General features: G+C 42.4%; 19 protein-coding genes. 5 read left to right on the forward strand and 14 right to left on the reverse strand.

The window, feature by feature from the left end:
• Both AB5Z12_RS09040 and AB5Z12_RS09045 read left to right on the forward strand, forming a co-directional pair.
• Positions 1 to 1,770: an ABC transporter ATP-binding protein gene (locus AB5Z12_RS09040; RefSeq protein ID WP_148462662.1), complete on the forward strand. Its 1,770-nt coding sequence runs from the start codon at positions 1 to 3 to the stop codon at positions 1,768 to 1,770.
• Complete coding sequence (locus tag AB5Z12_RS09045) at positions 1,757 to 3,493, forward strand: ABC transporter ATP-binding protein (RefSeq protein ID WP_148462663.1); 1,737 nt, start codon at positions 1,757 to 1,759, stop codon at positions 3,491 to 3,493. The genes AB5Z12_RS09040 and AB5Z12_RS09045 overlap by 14 nt, the downstream gene beginning before the upstream one ends.
• A gap of 75 nt (positions 3,494 to 3,568) precedes the next feature.
• On the opposite strand, the gene AB5Z12_RS09050 is transcribed toward AB5Z12_RS09045, so the two are convergent.
• The 14 genes from AB5Z12_RS09050 to AB5Z12_RS09115 all read right to left on the reverse strand — a co-directional run bounded on the left by AB5Z12_RS09050 (position 3,569) and on the right by AB5Z12_RS09115 (position 14,824).
• Positions 3,569 to 4,426: an IS66 family transposase gene (locus AB5Z12_RS09050; RefSeq protein WP_368366368.1), complete on the reverse strand. Its 858-nt coding sequence runs from the start codon at positions 4,424 to 4,426 to the stop codon at positions 3,569 to 3,571.
• Positions 4,308 to 5,054 (reverse strand): transposase, encoded by a 747-nt coding sequence (locus AB5Z12_RS09055; protein WP_272092323.1) that lies wholly within the window; start codon positions 5,052 to 5,054, stop codon positions 4,308 to 4,310. Before AB5Z12_RS09055 ends, AB5Z12_RS09050 begins: the two co-directional genes overlap by 119 nt.
• Complete coding sequence (locus AB5Z12_RS09060) at positions 4,996 to 5,289, reverse strand: hypothetical protein (RefSeq protein WP_243271375.1); 294 nt, start codon at positions 5,287 to 5,289, stop codon at positions 4,996 to 4,998. The genes AB5Z12_RS09055 and AB5Z12_RS09060 overlap by 59 nt, the downstream gene beginning before the upstream one ends.
• A 309-nt stretch (positions 5,290 to 5,598) precedes the next feature.
• Complete coding sequence (gene tnpB, locus AB5Z12_RS09065) at positions 5,599 to 5,958, reverse strand: IS66 family insertion sequence element accessory protein TnpB (RefSeq protein ID WP_148462664.1); 360 nt, start codon at positions 5,956 to 5,958, stop codon at positions 5,599 to 5,601.
• 128 nt (positions 5,959 to 6,086) lie between these two features.
• A complete protein-coding gene (locus AB5Z12_RS09070; protein WP_243243702.1) occupies positions 6,087 to 6,335 on the reverse strand; it encodes a hypothetical protein in 249 nt (82 codons plus the stop codon).
• Between the two features lie 379 nt (positions 6,336 to 6,714).
• Positions 6,715 to 7,113 carry a HEPN domain-containing protein gene (locus AB5Z12_RS09075; RefSeq protein WP_148462665.1) on the reverse strand — a complete coding sequence of 133 codons (399 nt, stop codon included), beginning with the start codon at positions 7,111 to 7,113 and terminating at the stop codon, positions 6,715 to 6,717.
• Positions 7,106 to 7,444, reverse strand: a complete 339-nt coding sequence (locus AB5Z12_RS09080) for a nucleotidyltransferase family protein (RefSeq protein WP_173736142.1) — start codon at positions 7,442 to 7,444, stop codon at positions 7,106 to 7,108. The genes AB5Z12_RS09075 and AB5Z12_RS09080 overlap by 8 nt, the downstream gene beginning before the upstream one ends.
• 453 nt (positions 7,445 to 7,897) lie before the next feature.
• Positions 7,898 to 10,144, reverse strand: coding sequence for a DUF2298 domain-containing protein (locus AB5Z12_RS09085; protein ID WP_368357138.1), 2,247 nt, complete (start codon positions 10,142 to 10,144; stop codon positions 7,898 to 7,900).
• Between the two features lie 28 nt (positions 10,145 to 10,172).
• The gene (locus AB5Z12_RS09090; RefSeq protein ID WP_148462668.1) at positions 10,173 to 11,348 is read right to left on the reverse strand and encodes a hypothetical protein; all 1,176 of its coding nucleotides are present in this window, start codon (positions 11,346 to 11,348) and stop codon (positions 10,173 to 10,175) included.
• A complete protein-coding gene (locus AB5Z12_RS09095) occupies positions 11,345 to 12,031 on the reverse strand; it encodes an RNA polymerase sigma factor (protein WP_148462669.1) in 687 nt (228 codons plus the stop codon). The genes AB5Z12_RS09090 and AB5Z12_RS09095 overlap by 4 nt, the downstream gene beginning before the upstream one ends.
• 36 nt (positions 12,032 to 12,067) lie before the next feature.
• On the reverse strand, positions 12,068 to 13,018 hold the full coding sequence (locus AB5Z12_RS09100) for a helix-turn-helix domain-containing protein (RefSeq protein WP_148462670.1): 951 nt from the start codon (positions 13,016 to 13,018) through the stop codon (positions 12,068 to 12,070).
• A 385-nt stretch (positions 13,019 to 13,403) separates the two neighbouring features.
• Positions 13,404 to 14,156: a peroxide stress protein YaaA gene (gene yaaA / locus AB5Z12_RS09105; protein ID WP_148462671.1), complete on the reverse strand. Its 753-nt coding sequence runs from the start codon at positions 14,154 to 14,156 to the stop codon at positions 13,404 to 13,406.
• Entirely contained in the window at positions 14,156 to 14,611 is a 456-nt protein-coding gene (gene bcp / locus AB5Z12_RS09110; protein WP_148462672.1) for a thioredoxin-dependent thiol peroxidase, read from the reverse strand. The genes yaaA and bcp overlap by 1 nt, the downstream gene beginning before the upstream one ends.
• 3 nt (positions 14,612 to 14,614) lie before the next feature.
• The gene (locus AB5Z12_RS09115) at positions 14,615 to 14,824 is read right to left on the reverse strand and encodes a DUF6219 family protein (RefSeq protein WP_148462673.1); all 210 of its coding nucleotides are present in this window, start codon (positions 14,822 to 14,824) and stop codon (positions 14,615 to 14,617) included.
• 175 nt (positions 14,825 to 14,999) lie between these two features.
• Here AB5Z12_RS09115 and AB5Z12_RS09120 point away from each other — a divergent pair, with 175 nt between their 5' ends.
• The 3 genes from AB5Z12_RS09120 (at position 15,000) to AB5Z12_RS09130 (ending at position 18,101) form a co-directional block, all read left to right on the forward strand.
• Positions 15,000 to 15,161, forward strand: coding sequence for a hypothetical protein (locus AB5Z12_RS09120; protein WP_173719094.1), 162 nt, complete (start codon positions 15,000 to 15,002; stop codon positions 15,159 to 15,161).
• A 110-nt stretch (positions 15,162 to 15,271) separates the two neighbouring features.
• Complete coding sequence (locus AB5Z12_RS09125) at positions 15,272 to 16,039, forward strand: ABC transporter ATP-binding protein (RefSeq protein ID WP_148462674.1); 768 nt, start codon at positions 15,272 to 15,274, stop codon at positions 16,037 to 16,039.
• A complete protein-coding gene (locus AB5Z12_RS09130) occupies positions 16,029 to 18,101 on the forward strand; it encodes an FtsX-like permease family protein (RefSeq protein ID WP_173736143.1) in 2,073 nt (690 codons plus the stop codon). Before AB5Z12_RS09125 ends, AB5Z12_RS09130 begins: the two co-directional genes overlap by 11 nt.
• The last annotated feature ends 11 nt before the right edge of the window (positions 18,102 to 18,112 follow it).

Genomic DNA, 18,112 nt, shown 5'->3' on the forward strand with positions numbered 1-18,112 from the left:
ATGAAACAGAAAAAGGAAAACAGGATTACATTGTTGCTTCAATGGGCTGGTGAGCAAAAAATCTGGCTGCTACTGGCAATTCTGCTGGCTATGGCAAGCGGCCTATGCATCATTGTTCCGTATATTGGGATTTACCGTGTGATGGATGCCGCTTTCCAGCATATCTGCACAAACGAGCTTGTCGTACAGACGATCATGATGATTGCCGTTTCTGTGGTTCTGCGCTTTGTTTTATTTGGGTGTTCCGGCGTGGCTGCTCATAAAGGTGCTTACGGCGCTTTGTTCAAGGTACGCTGCATGGTAGCGGAGCATCTGGCAAAAGTTCCTCTTGGTACGCTGAATGAGAGGCGGACCGGGGATATCAAAACAGTACTGAATGAAGATATTGAAAAATTAGAGTTGTTCCTGGCTCATAACCTTCCAGACCTTGTGTGCTATATGGTAGGGCCGGTAGCGATTTTTATCTATTTAATGACAGTAAATATCCCATTGGCACTGGTTTCCCTGTTGCCGTTGATTCTGGCCGTTGTGGTAATGGGGGTTATGTTTCGGAATACGGACGATTTGATGAACCGGGCGAACCGATCTATTACAACGCTCAATTCCGTTATGATCGAGTATATCAGCGGTATGAAACTGATTAAAGCGTACAACATGGGGAGCAAGTCGTTCCAGAAATTTTCCGGCGCGATCCAGGAGGAAAACGCCATGTGGAATGAAACCTCCCGGAGAATGGGACCTCCTTACGCAACTTTTGTGGTTCTGATCGAATGTGGGATGCTGCTGATGGTTCCCTTGGGCGGAATGTTCTTCCTGAAGGGCTCCCTGGCGGCCAGTGCTTTTTTGCTGTTCGTCTATGTCGGCTCCATGTATCTGACAGAGATTCGGCCTTTGCAGGAGTTGGGGACAAACTTTGCGAATGTCCTGGGCGCCATTACCAAAACAAAAGAAATATTGGATGTTCCTGTTTATGAAGGCGGAAAGGACTTCCCGAAAAACTATGAGATTGAACTTAAGAATGTACGTTTTTCCTACGATGGGAAAACGGATGTCCTGCAAGGCGTCAACCTCAAGATCAGGGATGGGGAACGCATGGCACTTGTGGGACAGTCCGGCGCGGGCAAGAGTACCGTGATTGAACTGATCTCCCGGTTTTATGATGTGCAGGAGGGGGAGGTGTTGATTGGCGGTATCAACGTGAATGAACTGAACTACGATACCATTCTGAAGAATATTGCCATTGTATTTCAAAAGACATTCCTTACCCGTGACAGTGTCCTGGAAAACATCCGCATGGGTTCAGACGCCAGCCTGGAGGAAGTACGGGCTGCCGCCAGGGAGGCGCAGATTGATGACTTCATCATGTCACTGCCAGATGGTTATGACACAAAGGTAGGCAGTTTCGGCTCCCGTTTCTCTGGTGGAGAAAAACAGCGGATCGCCATTGCAAGGGCAATTCTGAAAAATGCCCCCATCCTGATCCTGGACGAAGCGACAAGCGCCTCTGACCCGGAAAATCAGATGGAAATTGATAAGGCCATCCAGAACCTCTGTAAAGGCAGGACGGTCATTGTGGTAGCGCACAGGCTGAGCGCCCTGAAAATGTGCGACCGTGTGGCTGTGGTAGAGAACCATACAATTACCAACGTCGGCACCCATGAGAAAGTACGGAAAGAGAACGCTTACTATCAGAAAGCATGGGAGGACTACGAAACAGCGCGGGGAATTACTTATCAACTGGAAGGAGGCGGGCAGAATGAATCCGAATAACGTATGGAAGAAGAACAGGGATTTTTATATTGGTGTTGCCGGGACGGTTCTGGAGGGGGTGCTCTCTGGCAGTTTGTTCATGCTGCTTTATTCCGTCATGCGGTTTTTATGGGATGGTCAGTTTGACATGAATCGTGTACTGGCACTAACGGGTATTATCGCTGTCATCTTCCTGTTCCGCATTTTGATATACAGCTATGGCTATACCAAAGCACAGATCGGCGGTGCCAGAGTCAGTAAAAATATCCGCCTGTTTATGGGCGACCATCTCAAACGTATCCCGCTCTCCCGGTTTACGAGGGGGCAGACTGGCGATTATATCAATACAATTACCAGTGATGTAAATAATTATGAAAAAATTCTGACGCATAAGATTGGGGACATTGCAAAGAATTTTGCCTTGTCGCTGATGCTGATCGTTTTTGTGATGACGATTTACTTTCCTGCCGGATTGATTCTACTGACTGCTGACTTGCTTTTGATTCCAGGATTATGGCTTTCCTTCCGGCAGGTAGCGAAATATGGAAAAGAGAAGAACGATATTTGTGCGGAGAATGTCAGCAGCATTGTGGAGTATGTATCCGGTATCCAGACTTTCCGGGCCTATGGCGTTGGCGGTCTGAAAAACAAAACCGTGATCCATGCCATGCAGGAGTTTAGCAGGATCAGCTTTGTGTATGAAGCAAAGGTTCTCCCGATTGGTGCGGGATTCGGTATTTTGAGCTGGCTGTCCTGTCCGGTTGTGATCTGGACGGTCTATGGCCCCTGGGCAGCCGGAACTTTAGATACCGTGTCCTATCTTTTGATTTGTATGCTGCCTTTGTTCTGTGCAAAGCTGGCAAATTCCATTTTTGTAGACCTCACCAGCTATAAGAATCTGATGATCTCGAAAAATAAAATCATGGCTGTGATGAAGGAACCGGAAGAAACTGGCAGCATGAAGTCGTTGCAGGCAGCCTCCCATGAGATTGTATTTGACCATGTGGACTTTTCTTATGTTCCCGGGGAACCGGTGTTAAAACAGGCTTCCTTTACTGTGCCGAATCAGAAGCTGACCGCCATTGTGGGGGATTCCGGCTCCGGCAAGTCTACCATCCTGAACCTGATTGCAAAATACTATGAAGTATCTGGCGGCACGATTTCCATAGGGGGCAGACCAATCAATCATGTAGCTGCGGAACGGGTATTAGACCAGATTTCTATGGTGGATCAGGATGTGTTCCTGTTTGATGATACAGTGCGGGAGAATATCCGCCATGCCCGCCCGGATGCTACGGACGCAGAAATTGAAGCGGCCTGCCGGGAGGCAAACTGTGACGGCTTTATCCGCAAGATGGAGAAAGGTTATGATACGCCGATTGGGGAAAATGGTAATCTCCTGTCTGGCGGTGAACGTCAGCGCCTTTCCATAGCACGTGCCATTTTGAAAAACAGCCCAATCCTGCTGCTTGACGAGGCAACGGCCTCCCTAGACATTGAGAATGAGCTGGCGGTAAAACAGGCGATTGCAAACCTGCTGAAAGAGAAAAAAACCGTGGTGATGATCGCACATACCCTGTCCATAGTAAAAAATGCCGATCAGATTCTGGTGGTTTCCGATGGTCGGATCACCGAAGCTGGTACGCACAAAGAATTGTTAGCAAAGGACGGAAAGTACGCTGCCATGTGGAATGCAGAACAGCAGCTTTCGCATTTTCGATATGAACAGGTTCACAAATCTTGATGCTAACGGAAATATTCGCTGGAATAAAATAGAGTAAGCGATGAATAACCACCCGTGTACGACTTCCAGGAGACCTCAGATAGGAAGGTCCCCTCGATTTTCCGGCAGTATTTTTTCTGTATCTGTTATTCCTGAACAATTTTCCTTTATGAATTCACTCCACGGCATCAGCTGCTTTATGCCTGCGGGCTCATTTTTATAGTCCGGCATATACAGCAAGAGTGTATAGAGATATTGATAAATGTTCAGGTTGTTTGCCGTGGCTGTTTCAATCAGGCTCATGACGATTGCGCTTGCATTTGCACCGTCAACTGTATCATGAAACAGAAAGTTTTTCCTCGCTGTTGCGTAAGACTTTGCCCTCCGTTCCGCTGCGTTGTTTGAAATCTCACATCTTCCATCAAGAAGATAGTTCATCAGTGTTTCTTTGTGGTTGAAGGCATAGTTTACTGCTTTTTCAAGTTTGCTTCCGCCTGTCGGATTCAGGCTTCCCAGCCATGACCAGAATTCATTCCATATTTCCGGTTCCTTTTCCTGGCGTTTCTGTTTCCGTTCCTCTGCAGGCAGTTCCTTATAGCAGCGTTCCAGGAAAAACAGACGGTTGCAGAAAGCTACTCCTTTTTCTGCCGGAAGAAGGCCGTTGTCATCTGACATTCCGGAAGAAGGCTCTTTTAGTTCCTCTTCTGAATTGATATCCAGAAGCTTCAGCTTTTTCCGACGTCCTGTCGGGACATCTTCATAAAACTTCCTGCGGTAGTGTGCCAGGCAGCATACCAGAACCACATCTTCAATCCTTCCATATGCGGAATAACCGTCACAGTGCAGCAGCCCTTTGAATCCGGACAGGAATTCGATCGGGTTTTCCCCGCCTCTGCCGGGTCGGTAATCGTAAAGCACGATCCCCGGAAGCCCATCGCTTCCACTCAGATAGATCCACATATAAGATTTTGAGGTACCATGCCAGGTCCTTCCCTTCTTCATGAAGGACCTGGCATGGTACCTCATCCGCATGGATCACTTCCCGGTCTAAAAGCTTCTGGTGAAGTGCTTCATATACAGGGGCAAGGTATTCCAGAGCACAGTAGTTGTACCAGTGTGCTCTGGAATACCTTGGAAGAGGGACTCCTTTCTGAGACCAGTCTTTTTCCTGGCGGTAGAAGGGAAGGTACAGACAGCTTTTCTGGTACATGACCATTGCCACCATATCCGGTGATGCAGGACTATGCGCAAGTAGGGCAGCTGGTGTTTTGGTAGCCCTGATCGTTGTATCATCCCCTTCACGGCAAACCGGACAGACCAGGGTTTCCTGAAGATACCTGACACGTTCTACTTTCGCAGGGGTGATCCTCAGTTCCTCACGGACAGTTTTGTACCCCAGGTGTTCCATAGGTGCATCACAGTCCGGGCAAAAACGTTCCGATTCTGGTACGTCACATTTGATATCCCGGATGGGGAGCAAAGCGTACAGATCATCACGTACGGATTTCTTTTTTCTGGTACGTTTATGTTCTTTGACCACGACAGTTTCTTCTGGGTCTGTACCCTGTGCAGACAGATCCACGGATCTTTCCTGCTTTACTTTTTCGCTGGAAGTACCAAAAAAGCTTTCTCTTAAACTCATCCAGGGTTTCATTCAGGTTTGCAATGGTACTTCTAAGATCTGTCACCGTGTTGCGGAGTTCCTCAACAGTGGCACGCAGATCAGAGATCGTCTGGTCCTTTTCTTTCAGGCATTCTTCCTGGTCCGCATTTGTTTTCATAAGCAGCTGGATCATATCCTCAGGATTTACAGGCATTGGCTTTATCCGTCCTTTTCTTTTTTATCTTTATTATAAAGGAAAAGAAAGATAACCGCAAACCAGCCGGATTTTCGCTTCGTCATTATGACGGGGGATAACTTTCCTGAAAAAGGCAAAAAGCTGTAAATATCATGCCACTTTGCTTTTTTTTAGGAAAGTTATCCACAGATAAAAAATCAGAGCCGTACCTGGAGTGGGAACATCCACAAATCCAAAAACCGCAGGAAGAGGACGGTGGATAAATGCCCATTGTCTTTGACCTGAAACAGAAATAAAAATTTATAAAATCTCTGTTTTTCACAAAGGTTAAAAATCCTTCTTCCGCCCACTGACCCTGATTGCCTTTGGCTGGTCGATGGAAAGGCCTTCCATAAGCCACCGGAATTCCTGCCTGGAAAGAAGCCTTGCTTCAGAAGCATTCCTCGGCCACTGGAAACGTCCGATTCCATCCAGCCTTTTCTGCATCAGGACGAATCCTGTTTTGTCAAAGTAAAGGGCTTTGATTTTACGGCTGTCCCTTCCGCAGAACAGATAGACAGCATTGGCGTATGGATCCAACTGATAGATGTTGCGGATGATCGCCATCAAACCATCGAAGCTCTTTCTCATGTCGGTCCTTCCGGTGATCAGGAAAATTTTTGATACACCGGAGATGTCGTCTAACATAATGCCCGCAGCGCAGAGAATGTATTTGCGATCGTTTCCCTGGCTGCCCTGTTTGAGATATCAAGCTGGATTCCGTTCATCCGGATTGTGATGACAGTATCAGGATGAATCCCCTCTCCACCTGCTGTTTAGGTTGGCAGGATACAGAATTTCTGCTCTGCGAAAGAAACCGGAACAACTTCCTGTTTCTGGGGAAGCGTATCCTCCCGTTCCGTGATTTCACATGCCTTGGCCCGCAGGCGGCGTATATGATAATAAAACTTGCTTGGCTGGATATGATGCTCTTCGCACCAGATTTTATCCGAAAGACCGCTGGTACGGCACTCATGAATAATATTTAGCCATTCCTCATCAGATCGGCGCGGATGTCTTTTCAAAGTAAATCACTCCCTAATTATAAGAATTATTTGGAGTGTTTTTTTACACAGGACCTTAATGATGTGAAGTAAAATAGTCCGAATAGTAAAGTCACATAGAAGATGTATAGAAGTTCCACTCCATGAGAGAATTATCTCATGAAAAAAGAAAACTGTCTAAACGGTGGGTTATTCATCGCTTACGTTCTTTTTTCTTGCATTGTTTTGCTTCTCCTATGTGTATTTTTGTGTAAAGGAAAAAGAACAATAAATAAAAAATGTATAGTGCAGTGGAAACACTATACATTTCAAAAATTTCTTTTTCGCTAAACATACTTTGGGATTCTGGAAATATACTGTATGCAATACGTCCGGATAAATAAATTGAGATAATTTTGTCTTAAATCATGGTTGGAAGGTATTTTTTTATTTCTTCCAAGATAAAGCAAGCAGACTCATATTGTTTAGCAGCATCCTCTGCTGATGCGATGTAGAATTCACTGTAATCGCTATCTTCTCGGACTGTTTTAATCCTTCCCAGCCTTTTTCCTACTTCTCTTGATACCTTTCCTGATGCTACGTACATTTTGTTAAAATATGCTACAGCATCTTTATGTCTTTTAAAGTCTACTCCTTCAATGGCCAGCACAGCCTTTACTGCATAAAAGGCAACATAATAAGAACGGTTAATACAGTCCTTATATAGATGATATTCCAGGCACATTTTAGCAGCTGTCAGAGTTTCTTCCGCTTGTTCCATGCGGTATACAGAAAGAGCTTGTCGTTTTTCATTATCCATTAACTACGATCCCCTCCTGTTCTACATTATAATAATAAGGAAGATCATTCTTCCAATAGTTAAAATGATCTATATTTTTTATAACTGGTGAAATATCTACCCTGTATTTCATAAGATATTCGAATGCGCAATCTGAAACCTGATCATAAAATGAGTTTATTTTATCCACAGGAGTATTTACCAAAACCATTACATCTATGTCTGAATTCTGGTTATAATCACCCCTTGCATAAGAGCCATATAAGCGAACCATACGAAAATCATCTTTAAAAATGTTTCTCATATCTCGCTCAAATTCTTTTAATATAGTTGAAAGTTCTCTTCTACGCATATAGTCACCTTCTCCCATTTTTTGGATACTTTAATTATAATCCTTCCCATATAGATTGCAAGACTATAATTTTTGTAAACAAGAAAAAAGGCTACTTAGAATTCAACCTAAATTTTTGCTTCACGTTCAGTGTAACCATATTTTTCTGCAATGTCTCTGTTTGATTCGAAATAAAAATATTTTAGAACGAATATTCTTTGGCTCACCTTTTGTTTCCGAAAAAAAGACTGACCAATTTTCTAATCTCTTCATCGTTTCTGTCAGAAGCATACTTTTCATTCGGCAATATGCTCGTAAATTTATCTAGTGCGATAATTACTTTAGCTGACCGCTTTTTTGCTTTTTAGATACCTTGAGGTATCTATAGAAATCATTTCTGGCAACTTTAGCAACATGAGCCCTAAAATTGACTGACTGTGTAGGTGGATTTTGTTCCATATTCCTAAATATGTGTCATTCAGTCATCGTCCCATTGGAAACTTCAATTATCGTTGTCTCACTCTGTCGAAAAACAACTTTTCCTATCGAAGCTAAGAGTTCGCTATTGATTTCTCCATATTTCTCATACTCACAGCTTCCGATGAATAAATAAGAAATCTTATACTTTTCTATCAAAGATTTTATTTGATCAGCGTTGCTTGAAGTGTATATGGTCTGTACGTCCTCTTTTCTCTGGTTTTCTTCTTCCAGATCATTTCTCCACAGCCATTCATGCACATACCAGCCTAAAACCGTTGGCAGTCCTGTCATTGCAGAAACACGGTTATCATAATCCTGGTAACTGTCACCGCTGGCTTCCAGAATGATAGGCTGGCCCTCGACGTTATCATTCAGCCAGCGGATCGCGGCGGCGTCATCGGAAATTGCAGTTTCCAGATAATTTGTTGCATTTAGTGTCTGATATGCATTTCTTTTCGGGAATCCGGTAAACCAATGGGTGATCGCATTTTCCAGGTAGCCGCAGGTTGAGATCAGAACAAGGATCGCAATGATCCCTGTCAGGGACTGAAGCCTTGGACACCTCAGAAGCCCTTTACACATGACAGTACTGTCAGCGCCATTGCATCTTTTTATCCTGTTTACTGTAAAGAATACCAATATATACGCCATCATAATCCCAAACATGATATACGCCTGATAAGTGAGCTTGAACATAGTGTTAGCTCTTGGGGCTGTTTTTTCATAAATGTCCCGTACATAAACAAACTCAGGAATAAAAATCAGCCCTATAGCACAAAGTACAAGAACCAGACCATACAGATCCGAATACTTTATATTGCTAAAAAAGCTCCGAAATTTTTTCTCTGGAAATGTTCCTATGCGTCTCAGAATCCCGATAACAAATGGCACGCAAACCAGAAGCGGGAATGCCCATAATACAGAAAACTGGTAAAAAGCGGTATGTATTTTTACAATTCCAATTCCCTGGACCATTACATTTTCAAAAGTCAGATGAAATGGGAGAGATGCAAGAAACGCAGCCGCCAGCAGTTCAATCCACTGTATCACACTCCATTTCAAAGCCTGGCTTATACAAGAGCCAGAGGAATAACGTTTCAGATTTCCAAAGAGCAATGTTCCGCAGATTACAACGTAGTAGATCATAAAATCCCATGTATTAGAAAAAAGGAACATTCCAAGAAGCAGCCCAAGGAGTCCGATTTCTCTCTGCCTCCAGCTTTTTCCTGAGTTTGTCTTTATCCAGGAATAAAGGATTCCCAGTACCGTCAGGACCAGAAAGACATTGATCACATGGGCATGAAGATCTCCCAGAACAAAAGAATAAGATGGAAACTCATGGATCGTCTCATCCCCGGTCACAGCCGGATCAAAGCCGATATAGCGGGTAGAACTTGGGAACCAGTAATCTGTTTTTATTTTCAGGAGCCTGAGGATGATCCCATAAATAATATAGTGGAGATTTCCACTCATGGACACTGCCATCCCTGCCAGAATACCGCCAAGACAGAAAGACCATTTTCTCCCAGTCTTTAATTTGTCTTTTAGCATCTGACGCACCAGACTAAAAGGAAGAAGAAAGGCAAAAGCAGCAACCATGGTCCTCATCAGATTATAAGTGACCTCTACATTTGTTCCGGTCAGCTTCGTAAGGAATACGGCAAGATACTGTCCGCCATAATAATAATTAAAGGGCTTTCCGGCATACCACATATCCTGGGCTGGCAGAGTGGTACTTCTCATCATGGCCTGCATGAAACCAAAATCCATATATTTTTCCGTCCCATGGGCTGCTGGATGGAATCCGGCCAGATATGTCCAGAAAAGGAACACCAGGAAAAACAGAATCTCTTCCCGGTAGACCAGGGCTGCCTGTTCCCATGGAAGTGAATCCGGGAACCTGTTCTTACATTTGATTCCATATAAAAGACTTCCAAGGCAGCAGATAACCGTGAGGATCACACAGGTGATTCCTGTAAATGGAGAGATCTTCAGACAAGCCAGTAGCCATTGTACATATCCGCATACCGCAACCGCCAGTACCTTGGAAAACATCCAGCCGTTATTATCAAATCCTCGAAACATCCTGGATGTTACCGGCATAAATACCAGTCCCAACAGAAACAGCATCTCCCACCAGGTTAAAAATGCAAAGAAATCAGAACCCAGGAGCCAGTAAGCAGTGCCTGCCAATAAAACAACCGGGGCAATCTTTATCAAATAAATTCGTTTCGCATTCAAGCCAGTATCCTTCCTTTTCCTGTTTTTATTATTCCTTAGTTAGAATATCATTTTCTTCAAGCGTTCCTGTAAATATGGAATATGCTCCTGTTACCTCGCAGCTACCGGAAATTTCCCCTTCATATTCAACCGCTACAAGATCTCCTGTCTTGATCTCTCCACTTTCAATCCATCTTTTTACCCTTATATCATCTGTATATACCTTATATTCTTTTCCGGCTTTGGGGCTCCTGCATAAAGCTGTATTATCAACGATCATATATCCATCTCCAATTTCCGTGACAGTTCCGGATATGGTTGGCACACTACTGCTGGATTTTGTTTCCGTGGAATGCTTTTGTACGTAACGGATGATTTGTCCTGCTGCTTCTTTTCCAATGAAATAGCTGTATTCATAGTCTAAAATATTGGTTGCGAAATAGCCGTCTTCAGAAATGTAGATCACCCGGTTATAAACACCCAGCGTTTTCGAGGTTGCGGTGAAAGCGAGATAAATACGGTTCTCTCTTTCAAAGAAATCACTTGTATTATCAAGTTTTGCATCACTGCGACCCGCAAGAATCTGCCAGATCTCATCATCATTATCTAGCAAAAGTTCCTCTTTTTCCTCATAATTCTCACATTTTGTCACGTAGTTTAACTCTATATTTTGAGAAAGACCATACAGTTCCAGCAACTTTCCTAAAGTATCTGGAGCAGTGCTTTCATCAGCTGCATAAACATAAAATCCGTCTTCATTCCCTGCAGCAATCATCAGTTCTTCTGATATTCCATGAATCTTCCACACCTCAAATGTTTCCGTATATTTTTTTTCGGTATCAAGATCAAGGCCTTCTGCTATACAGGAGCCAATCTCATCCCCTAGTGTATCTGTGTGGATTGGATTCTGGCTTTTTACGGTAAACTGTTTTCCATTTAACTTAATAGCAGGATACTTTTCAGCTGCAGTCTTGTATTTCCATGACCATTCTATGGCTCGTTCTGTTTTAGAAACATGATATTTATATTTGCTTTCAGCTGTTGCGTCATTCTTTAAAAGATGCGGAATCAAAATACCTGCGATTACAAATAGGGTAAGACAAGCCGCAGCCGTCATCCATTTCATTACAGGATTATGCCTTTTCTTTGGCGGTGCTTCCAGTGTAGCAGTGATAAGCTCATTATCAATATAACCAATGGCATCTGCAATTTTGGGTATGTTCATAGATAGATTTCCTCCTTGATCAGATATTCTTTTAATTGGGCTCCGGTGTGAGCCAGCATATGTGTTACTTTGCGTTCAGTAAAACCACATCTCTCTGCAATAGCTATGTTAGATTCAAAATAAAAATATTTTAGAAGAAACACTCTCCGGACCACTTCTTTTTGTTTATTAAGAAAAATACTGATTGATTTTCCAATCTCTTCGTCATTCCTGCTCGGAGCATACCTTTCATCTGGCAGTATATCTGCAAGTTCATCCAATGCCATAACCATATCAGCGGATCGTTTTTTAGCTTTTTGTTTTCTAAATTTATCTATGGAAATACTTCTGACAATTTTGGAAATATAAGCCTTAAAGTTATCCGGCCTTGTAGGTGGAATTTTGTTCCACACTCCTAAATATGTGTCATTCACACACTCTTCCGAATCCTGGAGGTTATTTAGGATATTATAGGCAATTTTATGACAAAGTTTTCCATATTTTATATCTGTTTCTTTAATTGCCTGCTCGTTTCTTTCAAAATAGAGTTCTATGATTTTTTTATCGTCTATGATATTCCCCTCCTCAAAAATGTTCTCAATTATAAAGTCGTCTTTTTTTGATGAGCGTCTCAAAAAATTTATATTTTTTTGAATTATAGCATAAAAAAAAGAGAACAGCTTTAGCCATTCTCCTTTTGTCATCTGAATCCAATTTTTTTTATCAAGAATACCAATTTTCTACTGCTTTTCTTGATTTCGAATCTCCTTAATCAGCTCTACTGCATTTTCTGCATCATCAGTTTTTACGAATATATCCATTCCATATATTCCAAAGCCATGTGCCCCATGCATCGCAACATTCGCACTTGCCTCCTGTGAAAAAGCCATTATTCCATTTTGTCTTAACATTTCCATGAGTTGTTCCGTTTCTATTATATTTTGTGCATTGTAAATCTTGATATATTCCATCTTAGATAATGGTGAAATTTCTTTTATATTTTGAGTATTTGTTGGATTTTGTTTCTTTTTCCGATTGATAAATGTCAGAATTCTAAGAATAATAAATGCGACAATAGTAATACCGATCCAAAATTCAAAAGCTAATCGTGTTATCTGTGTTTCTGTAGCTCCCATTCTTAACAAGCATACGCCATAGAGGAAAGCAAAAATTCCTGAACATAATACGCTGGTAAGAAAATCCCTCCATACAGTAGTATTTTGGGGCAAACATTTATCCCATATTCCATTGTATATCATAATAGTTGCATACAGGATTCCTCCGGCTAAAACACTTACTGTCTCTCCTAAAATAAAACGAATATTTATTGTCAATAACATTTGAATAATAATTGCCATTACACCAATCACAAACATTGATGCAAAGGCAAGATTTCCAGCCTGTAGTGCTTTTCGTTTTGTCCATTCTTCATACATTGCAACTTTGTCCAAAGTTTCTCTCATCTCTTTATTCATAGCCTGGCTCCTTTCTCCATCCAGGAGCTCTCTCATTTCAACATCGTAATATTCAGCAAGCTCAACAAGTATGCTAAGATCTGGCATATTTGTTCCTGTTTCCCATCTGGAAACTGTTCTTGCAGACACTCTGAATTTCTCAGCAAGCTGCTCTTGTGTCAGATTCTTTTCCTTACGACATTGCTTTAAAAAAGCTCCGATCTTTTTTGTGTCCATGTCTCTACCTCTCTTCCACTTACAGTTTACCAATATGTAACAAAATTACCACGACATAAAATGAGAATCCACGAATTTTCAACCAGACATTGTATGTCTACGATATTCAAAGTTACTTTCAACATCAAAAGTTGCTTTATGGTCATTCAAAATTATCAATCCTTCTTTTCAGCTTTAGGTTTATGATAGGCCATTTATATAAATTATCGTATTTTTTACTCTCCGGTCCAGCATTTTTTTCTGCAAACTGGAGGTATATCAGCCTTTCTTGTGAGTACCAAAGTATTCTTTCAAAACAATCAGTGCTTCCTCTCTCAAAATGCCTGATTACAGTTTTATTATTCTGCTATGATTTTATGTAGTTTTATTAGTATGCAATACCACACTACAGTGCAGACAACCGTTCAAAAATATATTCCTTCTCTGATGACAAGTCTTCTCTAAACCTATAGCCCAGTCTGTTAAATTCTTGTATATCAGCTGGATTTTCAATCCCTCTTTCTGCCATAAATCTGACCATTTCGCCGCGGGCCATTTTTGCATAAGTACCTTTTGTTACCAGCTTTTCTCCGGATAATTCACAAAATGTAATCGTTATATACGTATCTTTTGGTGACAGATATTTTTCTATGCATTTCGAATATTCTTTTGATGCCAGATTAATAATGATCCGGCTGTCATCAATAACGGACTGATATAGCAGATCTCCCCAATAGTCATATAAATTTCGGGTATTTCCTATTGTAACCTTTGCCTGCATTTCCAGGCGATATGGTTTCACACCGTCCAGTGGCTTTAAGCTTCCATAAAATGCGGATAAAATTCTCAGATGCTTTTGGATATACTCAAACTGTCCGTCTTCAAACACTGCTGGTGCCATATACTGGAATGCAATTCCTTCATAAGACAAAATAGCTGGAGTAAGCATGTGATAAAGATCCATATTTTCTAATCTGTCAAAGTTCTGCCTGGCAATCTTGTCATTACATTTCCAGATTGCTTTCAGTTCCTCTTTTTCCAGGCTCTTCATCCAACTCAGTATCTTCGTTGTCTTATCAAGAAAATCCGGCATTCCTACGGGTGCTATGCTGTCCGTATCCGTAATCATCTTTTTTGCCGGTGATAATATAATCTTCATCACGCCAATTCCTTCAGCATATTTTCAGGATCATCTGCTGCTTTCACTTTATCATTTGCCTTTATGATAATTCCATGCTCATCAATCAGATAGGTCGTCCTTACTACTCCCATAGAGACTTTTCCATAATTCTTCTTTTCTTTCCAAACGTCATATGCCTCAATCACTTTGCGCTCCGGATCTGCCAATAAGGTAAATGCCAGTCCGTATTTTTCTTCAAATCTCTTATGAGAAGCTACTGAATCCTTACTAACACCAAGGATAACAGCTCCTTTTTCTGTAAACTGAGGATACCGATCTGAAAAGCCACATGCCTGTTTCGTACAGCCAGCTGTATTATCTTTCGGGTAAAAATATAAAATTACTTTCTTTCCGGCATAATCACTTAATTTATGCATGTTTCCGTTCTGATCCGGCAGTTCAAAATCAGGGGCTTTTGTTCCTGTTTCCAACATTTTTTAATCCTCCGTTTCTGTAGCTTCCGCTTTCTTTCTTGTTTTTTTACTGCCAGAAATCATTTTGTGTCCTGTATAGATAGACATTATCATACAAAGCAGAGAGCTTAGTGCAAAATATTTGTGACTTGATTTTAAGCCTTTATATCCTGTATAAACAGTTCCAATCATGGTAATAAATGCTCCTAACGACCAATATTTGTGTGCTTTCATGTGATTCCTCCATTTTTCAGTGTATTCAATTGTAATTATACTCTACCGCATTCCTATGTCAATTTTATAATAGATCCTTCCTATAAAATTTTTCAGAATATCTGATATGATACCCTCAAGTAGGGCATAAAAATATAAAAACCTACTTGAGGGTATCATATCAGAACTGGCGGTTATGTTTGAGGGAAGCACCGCCAGCGGTACAGAGCAGGCTTACCGGAAAGCGATGGATAAGCTGACAGAGCTTCTGATTGCCGAGGATGCCATCCATGCAGGCCGGCATATTTTTTCATTGCCATCCGATGTTCTTACAAAACATATACTTCTCCCCCCTTGATGCGTCATTCTTGTTCTGAAAACAGGAACAGAATTCTTACAGCGACTGTAAGTGTTATATATTGTGTTTCTGTGCTATCATTTACCTAAAAATGGATAGGAGGTATTCATATGAACCCAATTTTGAATATTGAAAATCTTACCAAAGTCTATGGGACTTTGCCAAACCAGACGAGAGCCCTGAACGGAATCACTTTTCAGGTCATGCCGGGAGAGTTTCTCGGTATTATGGGAAGCAGCGGTTCCGGTAAATCCACGCTTCTCAACTGTATTGCAACTGTGATTCAGCCCACAGGCGGACGCATTCAGGTGGATGGGGATACTTTGCAATCGCTCAAGGGAAAGACTCTTGCAGAGTACCGTAGCAAAAAAGTTGGTTATCTATTTCAGAACTTTGAATTGCTGGACAACCTGACTGGCAGAGAAAACATCCTGCTTCCGACTTCCTTGCATGGGGTATCCGAAGCAGAAAGCAGCCAGAGGCTGAAGCAGTTGACTAACTATCTGGAAATCACTGATGTTCTGGATAAGTTTCCGTCCAAGATGTCCGGCGGTCAACGTCAGCGTGTTGCGGCAGCAAGGGCTCTGATCTTGCATCCTCAAATGATTCTTGCCGATGAGCCGACGGGTGCGCTGGATTCTAAGAACGCAAGAAGTCTTATGGAGAAGCTGTCCGACCTGAATCGTTACGAACAAGCTACGATCCTGATGGTAACCCATGATTCCAATGCCGCCAGCTTCTGTAAGCGAATCCTGTTCATCCAGGATGGCGTGATCTTTCATGAGCTACGACGTGGAGACGAATCCCAGCAGGAGTTCTACGGGCGCATCCTAAAAGTGATGGCGCAAATGGGAGGGGGCGGCGCAAATGTTCTCTAATCTCATTCTTCGGAACAGCCGTCGCAGCCGAAAGGAAAACGGTCTGTTTTTCAGCTCCCTGGTGATTTCTATTGTTGCCTTTTACATGATTCTTTCCATCTCTACTCAGGATGTTATGATCTTTTTGCAGAAGATGGAGAGCGATGCCGTGAACAGGCTCTTGCTTCTGATTCCTGTGTTTTACGGAATGACCTTGGGTATTCTTTTCTTTTTGATCTATTTTGCCTGCAAGTATCAGTTCGAGCGCAGACGGCATGAGTTTGGTGTTTATCTAATGTTGGGGATGCGTAGAAGTAAACTGTTTGGTATGCTTCTGGCGGAAGATTGCCTGACTAGTATTCTTGCCATGCTCATAGGTTTACCTGTGGCTGTGGTGCTTTCAGAAATTGTCAGTCTTGTCACCGCCAAGCTAGTAGGCATGGGAATCATCGGTCATCAGTTTTCTTTATCTTGGTCTGCGATTGAATGGACGTTGGCAGGATTTCTGGCAATTAAGCTGACGGCACTTCTGATTTTGAGTGGACGGATCAGCCGCCAGGAGATCGGTACTTTGCTATCCCAGCCAGCGAACCGTCCCAAAAAGCAAATGCCTTCTATTTTCTATGGGCTGGCTGCTGTATGTGCAAGTGTGATGTTGGCAACGGCTTATTACATGGCAATTCAAGGAATTGCATGGACAAAGGTAAGTATGATGGGACTGACTTTACTGTTAGGTTCGGCTGGTACGATGTTGCTGTTCTACGGAATGCGGGCACTGATTGCTCTGATTGTTAAAAAAGGCAAAGGAAAAAAGCAGCTTCATGTATTTACTTTCCGCCAGATTCAGGAGAATGTCATTCATCAGTCAAGCTCTATGGCTATCAGCTCTCTGCTGATTCTTGCAGCACTGTGTTGCTTTGGTGCAGGCTTAGGAATCGCAGGGACAAACAATCTATCCACCGACCATGTAATTGACTATACCTTTGAAGATTATACCGTTGAAGATTCGGCGCAGGTTCTTTTGAATATACAGAAAACCCTGAACGAAAACGGTTTGGAAAATCAGTTTTCTGAGCTTTTTGAAATGAAGGTTGGGCATATTCGCACCACAGAAGATTACGAGAATGCCTACAGCATGGATGCTGTTATGGAATCTCTTCGGAGCTTGCCCCAGTCGGAAGATCGGGATGTCCTTTTGAACACTCTTGGTTATGCCACAGATCCGTATCTAATTTGTCTGTCAGACTATAATCGTTTACTGGAATTGTCCGGCAAACCTGTCATTAAATTAAGTGAGGATGAAGCCGCTGTTTATATAGGTTCCGACTTCACTACTGTAAATCGCACCGCAATGCTGAACGGCATACTTACTGAACATCCTGAAACGGAACTGGTTGGCAGTCCGATTCATCTTACAGGAGAGGTTCAGTCTGTGAATTTGGTCGCGGACCGTTCTATTACTTTGTCCTTTGCATTGATTCTTCCAGATGAAGCCTTCCTCTATCATACCCAAGGAATGTATGATACGTATGTGAATGCGGTACTCAGTAAGCAGGCTATGGAAGGAAATAGCCTTATGACTGCATATTTAAATTTGAGCGAGAAGCTGGACGAAACTGGCCTTGAATATGAAAGCTATCTTCAGAATATGGGCCGCCAGCTTTTCTACACCGTAGCATCCATCTATATTACCCTCTATCTGGCGATTGTGTTCCTGGTGGTTGCCAACACCATTGTGGGTGTTCAGTTCCTGATGAGCCAGCAGAAAACCGGGCGTAGATACCAGACCCTGATCCGCTTGGGAGCCACTTACGAAAGCCTTTGCCAGTCCGCCAGAAAGCAGATTTCGTGGTTTATGGGACTTCCTGTATTGGTTGCAGCTGTCAGCAGTCTGTTTGGAGTCAGAGCGTTGTTTACAGGGATACTCTCGTCACGAACCCGTGGGACAGTGTCTGAAATGCTACCTGTATCTGCTGCTATGATTTTGCTACTTTGTGTGATAGAATGTGTTTATATGAGTGTGGTCAAGCGCTCCAGTGATCGGTATTTGCTGACACTGATGCAGCCACAGAGAGAAGAATAATTTGGAAGGAG

The sequence above is a fragment of the Ruminococcus sp. RTP21358st1_G6_RTP21358_211008 genome (assembly GCF_040908885.1).
GTDB classification, from domain to species: domain Bacteria; phylum Bacillota; class Clostridia; order Lachnospirales; family Lachnospiraceae; genus Blautia_A; species Blautia_A faecis.

What these genes read in the sequence shown, in the direction of transcription:
- AB5Z12_RS09040 (WP_148462662.1), top strand. Translation starts at nt 1, where the DNA reads ATGAAACAGAAAAAGGAAAACAGGATTACATTGTTGCTTCAATGGGCT.
- AB5Z12_RS09100 (WP_148462670.1), bottom strand. Translation starts at nt 13,018, where the DNA reads ATGGACACAAAAAAGATCGGAGCTTTTTTAAAGCAATGTCGTAAGGAA.
- AB5Z12_RS09125 (WP_148462674.1), top strand. Translation starts at nt 15,272, where the DNA reads ATGAACCCAATTTTGAATATTGAAAATCTTACCAAAGTCTATGGGACT.
- AB5Z12_RS09120 (WP_173719094.1), top strand. Translation starts at nt 15,000, where the DNA reads ATGTTTGAGGGAAGCACCGCCAGCGGTACAGAGCAGGCTTACCGGAAA.
- AB5Z12_RS09090 (WP_148462668.1), bottom strand. Translation starts at nt 11,348, where the DNA reads ATGAACATACCCAAAATTGCAGATGCCATTGGTTATATTGATAATGAG.
- tnpB (WP_148462664.1), bottom strand. Translation starts at nt 5,958, where the DNA reads ATGTTAGACGACATCTCCGGTGTATCAAAAATTTTCCTGATCACCGGA.
- bcp (WP_148462672.1), bottom strand. Translation starts at nt 14,611, where the DNA reads ATGTTGGAAACAGGAACAAAAGCCCCTGATTTTGAACTGCCGGATCAG.
- AB5Z12_RS09060 (WP_243271375.1), bottom strand. Translation starts at nt 5,289, where the DNA reads ATGCCTGTAAATCCTGAGGATATGATCCAGCTGCTTATGAAAACAAAT.
- AB5Z12_RS09075 (WP_148462665.1), bottom strand. Translation starts at nt 7,113, where the DNA reads ATGGATAATGAAAAACGACAAGCTCTTTCTGTATACCGCATGGAACAA.
- AB5Z12_RS09045 (WP_148462663.1), top strand. Translation starts at nt 1,757, where the DNA reads ATGAATCCGAATAACGTATGGAAGAAGAACAGGGATTTTTATATTGGT.
- yaaA (WP_148462671.1), bottom strand. Translation starts at nt 14,156, where the DNA reads ATGAAGATTATATTATCACCGGCAAAAAAGATGATTACGGATACGGAC.
- AB5Z12_RS09095 (WP_148462669.1), bottom strand. Translation starts at nt 12,031, where the DNA reads ATGACAAAAGGAGAATGGCTAAAGCTGTTCTCTTTTTTTTATGCTATA.
- AB5Z12_RS09080 (WP_173736142.1), bottom strand. Translation starts at nt 7,444, where the DNA reads ATGCGTAGAAGAGAACTTTCAACTATATTAAAAGAATTTGAGCGAGAT.
- AB5Z12_RS09130 (WP_173736143.1), top strand. Translation starts at nt 16,029, where the DNA reads ATGTTCTCTAATCTCATTCTTCGGAACAGCCGTCGCAGCCGAAAGGAA.
- AB5Z12_RS09115 (WP_148462673.1), bottom strand. Translation starts at nt 14,824, where the DNA reads ATGAAAGCACACAAATATTGGTCGTTAGGAGCATTTATTACCATGATT.